Origin of the sequence: uncultured Cetobacterium sp. (assembly GCF_947039425.1) — a bacterium.
Lineage (GTDB): Bacteria > Fusobacteriota > Fusobacteriia > Fusobacteriales > Fusobacteriaceae > Cetobacterium_A.
In genome coordinates this window covers 1-4010 of record NZ_CAMQYW010000185.1, presented here as the reverse complement: position 1 = coordinate 4010, position 4010 = coordinate 1, and the positions used below count along the sequence as shown (strand labels likewise).

3 protein-coding genes, 2 tRNA genes and 1 pseudogene are annotated in these 4010 nt (G+C 29.4%); all 6 read right to left on the bottom strand.

All coding sequences use genetic code 11. The features are described 5' to 3' along the window. Positions 1 to 685, bottom strand: a 685-nt coding sequence (locus Q0V09_RS08755; protein WP_297488615.1) for an ATP-binding cassette domain-containing protein, incomplete at its 3' end; no start/stop codon positions are given. Between the two features lie 62 nt (positions 686 to 747). Beyond that, positions 748 to 1924: pseudogene (locus tag Q0V09_RS08750) on the bottom strand (DUF3798 domain-containing protein). Positions 1925 to 2203: 279 nt separating this feature from the next. Continuing rightward, positions 2204 to 2279, bottom strand: a tRNA-Val gene (locus tag Q0V09_RS08745). A gap of 3 nt (positions 2280 to 2282) precedes the next feature. Next, positions 2283 to 2357 (bottom strand) — tRNA-Glu (locus Q0V09_RS08740). 86 nt (positions 2358 to 2443) lie between these two features. Continuing rightward, on the bottom strand, positions 2444 to 2797 hold the full coding sequence (locus Q0V09_RS08735) for an arsenate reductase family protein (RefSeq protein ID WP_297406413.1): 354 nt from the start codon (positions 2795 to 2797) through the stop codon (positions 2444 to 2446). A 21-nt stretch (positions 2798 to 2818) separates the two neighbouring features. Further along, a complete protein-coding gene (locus tag Q0V09_RS08730; protein WP_297488611.1) occupies positions 2819 to 3991 on the bottom strand; it encodes a diguanylate cyclase in 1173 nt (390 codons plus the stop codon). Positions 3992 to 4010 lie beyond the last annotated feature (19 nt).

The window sequence follows — 4010 nt, the reverse complement described above, 5'->3', positions numbered from 1 at the left end:
CAACTCTATCAGATACATTCATAATCTCTTCTAATCTATGAGTTATAAAGATTATAGCTATTCCCTTTTCTGATAATCTTCTCATAGTCTTTAAAAGAATTTCAGCTTCTGTTTCTGTTAGAACTGCTGTTGGTTCATCCAATACTAAAAGTTTTGTCTCCTCTCTTTCAATCTCCCTTGCAATTTCTGTAAACTGCATTTGAGCAACTGACATATGAGACACCTTTGTATTAATATCTAACTGGACTTCCAAATGACCTATTGCTCTTTTTGCTCTCTCATCCATCTTTTCTTTATTTAATGAATTAATTCTCTCTCCAAAAATATCTTGTAAAAAAGATCTATTTAAACTCTCTCTATTTAAAACAATATTTTCTGAAGCTTTAAATCCTGGGATAAGTGAAAACTCCTGATGAACCATTCCTATCCCCGCATTTAAAGCATCAAATGAAGACTTAAAATTAACCCTTTCATTATTGAATATCATCTCTCCACTATATCCACCTGTTTCATTTATAACAGACATTCCAAAAATTATCTTCATAAGAGTTGATTTACCAGCTCCATTTTCTCCAACTAATCCTATTATTTCTCCTTTTTTTATAGTTAAGTTAATGTCCTTTAAAACTGTATTCTCTCCAAAACTTTTTGATACTCCTATCATTTTTAGTAATATATTTCCCATATTCCCACCCCTTTTATAAAATGGACCACTAGCATTTTGTTGCTAGTGGTCCATATTTCCATCTATTTTATAGTGAAATACTTTTCTGGAACTTCTTGCTCTGTCATTTTTAAGTATCCCTTTCCAAATACATATGTATCTTGATACAGTAAATAGAAATGCTCTTTTTCTATTCCTCTTACATCTGTATAATTACTTCCATTCCATTTTGAACCTGGAGTATTTTTAGAAAGAGTCTCTATTAAACTGTCAAAATCATCTATTTCAACTTTTTCTTCCACAGCCCCTTTTGCATGATCCACTAAAGCAGATGTTATTGCAAAATTATATGAGTAAGACCAAGTTCCCATTCTTCCACCTGCATTTTTAGCAACTACACTTTTCTCCACCTTTTCAAGAATCTTAGGCCAATTTCCTTTTTCAGACTCATCAAATTGAATTCCAAGAGCTCCAGGGTAACCCATAGTTGGACTTGGCAAATCAGCTTCTACAAAATAACCTCCAAGTTCAGAAACCCTCTTTAATAGCGGTTCAGTATGTGCATCATTTGTTGCAAAGAAAGCTGTCTCTTTTCCATATTTCTTAAGCCAACTTGGCATTTGCTCTAAAATATATTGTTGAGCTCCTGCTACCCCAACATCACTTACTGGATCAGGTGCAGTCATATCAATAAACTCCATTCCTAAATCTTTTGAGGCTTCAGCCATTATATTTTTTCTCTTAGATAAAAGCTCATAGCTTAGATGTCTTGGAAAAGATATGTGCATAAATTTTTTAGCTCCCATATCTTTTGCAGCCTTAACTATTAAATAACCTCTTGCTATACTATCTGGGTTTGTTACTAAATCAGCCACTTCAGAGATCATCTCTGGATCCTCATGTGGAGAATTGGCAATTAAATAAATATCATCTCTTTTCTCTTATTCTTCTAAAGGCTTCAACTGTTCCTGGAATAGCTTCAGCTATAACTATCGCCTTCATCTTAGGATCATCAGCTAAACTTACCATTTGAGATATTGTTGTTTCCATCTCTTGCATAAAATTATCTGGGAAAGTTATATGAACAATCTCTCCCCCTTTATCAGCTGAACCATATTTTTTTATAACTTCCTCTGCCCCACGAAGTCCATCCTCTGATTGAGATACTGTTCCTGTAATTATTCCAACATGATAATCACTTTTTCCAAATGTAATTACAGATAGTAACAACATAAGTAAATAACTTAAATATTTTTTCATTTCCTCTCCCCCTTTTTTATATTTCTGTACAATATATTTTATTTTCACTAAATATAAAAATATATTTTTATAATGTCTGTATTTATTTTATCAATAGTTACTATAAGGAAAAGTCATTCTAATTGATGGTAGTATTTTTTAAGTACTTTTGCTCTTAATTTTAATATTAAATTCTTTAAAAAATTTTAATTTTTTTTATAAATCCCATTTTTTAACATCATTTTAATTTTTTCAAAAAATAAAAAAAAGCACATTTTCATGTGCTTTAAAATTCTTATATGGTGGAAACAACTGGACTTGAACCAGTGACCCCCTGCTTGTAAGGCAGGTGCTCTCCCAACTGAGCTATGCTTCCAAGTGGTACTCCGTAGGGGAATCGAACCCCTGTTTATAGAGTGAAAATCTATTGTCCTAACCGTTGAACGAACGGAGCAACATTGACGACCTTTCGTGTCGTTGTTACATAAATATAGTACCACAATTTTTATTCTCTGTCAATATTATTTTTTTCTTTTTTTACTATTTTATTTTCTCCCATTCAGCCTCTTTAAAGCCTATTAATACAGTACTTTCACCTATTAATAGTGGTCTTTTTACTATCATTCCATTTGATGCTAAAATGTCCAGCAACTCTTCAGTATTTCCTTCTGCAACTTTCTCTTTTAAATTCATTTCTCTATATAAAATTCCGCTTGTATTAAAGAATTTTTTTATAGGCATTCCGCTTTTTTTTATGTACTCTCTCAGTTCCTCTTTTGTTGGATTATTTTCAACAATATGTCTAGATTCAAAATCTATTCCATTTGCCTCTAGCCATTTTCTTGCTTTTATACATGTTGAACATTTTGGATAATTTAAAAATAAATATTTCATTTAAACCTCCTTAAACTATTTTTATTCTAAAATAAAACTATTTTTTCCATTTCTTTTTACCTCATATAAAAGTTTATCTACCTTTGAAAAATTTTCTAAATAACTTTCATCTAAATCTAGCTTCTTTATTCCAACACTAAGAGACAGTTTTGGAGTATATTTTTTAGAATTTATTCTATTAAAAATGCTTTTAAACATAAATTCTACATTTTTTTTATCTCTAGGAATGAGCCCTACAAACTCATCTCCACCTAGTCTAAAAAACATTCCCTCTGGATAATCATTTAAAATTCCTCCCACATTAGCAAGGTATTCATCACCTTTTAAATGCCCATACTTATTATTTAATTCTCTTAAATCATCTAAATCTAAAAGTGCTAAATAAAACTCTTTTCTATATATTTTTTCATTATATATTTTATCTATCACTTTCATAAATTTCCGTCTATTATATAATCCTGTTAATGTATCCATTTCAGCACTTTGAGTTGCCTCTATTTCATCAGTAATATCTCTTGCTACTCCTAGTATTCCACCATTTAAAAACTCTTTTTCTATCTTAAAAAGTCTTCCACAAATTGATTCTATATTATATGATTTTCCATCTTTTAAAGTTTCTAAATCTCCACCTAAACATTTTTCAGAGTTTTCTTTAGGCATTAAATCACTATCTTTTCTTCCTAAAATATCACTTTTTTCCATTTTAAAAAGATCTACTCCATACTGATTTATATATTCATATTGCAAACTTCCATTTTTAAAAAAAATAATATCTCTCGATTTATCAAATGCCTTTGATAAAAATGTTATTTCTTCATCTGTTTTAGATAAATTTATTAATTCTACAATAAATATCTCTTCATCTTTTAAATAATTAATTTTACACGATAAAAATTTCTCTTTTTCTCCAAAACTAAATTTTACATCAGTTAATATTTGTATGTTTTTAGTCTTCATTGCAATTTCTAAAGATTTATTTAATAAACATTTTTTACAATTAGTAGACTTTTGACAATCTGTCTTTTCCTTTACTGTATATTCACACTTTAAATAATTACCTAAAATTTCCCCTAAATTTCCAGTAAAATATTCCTTTGTAATCTTATTTACAAATATTACCTCTCTTTTTAAATTTAATACTATAATTCCGTTAGATAATTCGTTTAGCATATTTTCTAAAAGTTTTATTTTCACGTTTCCCCCTATCTTGCAT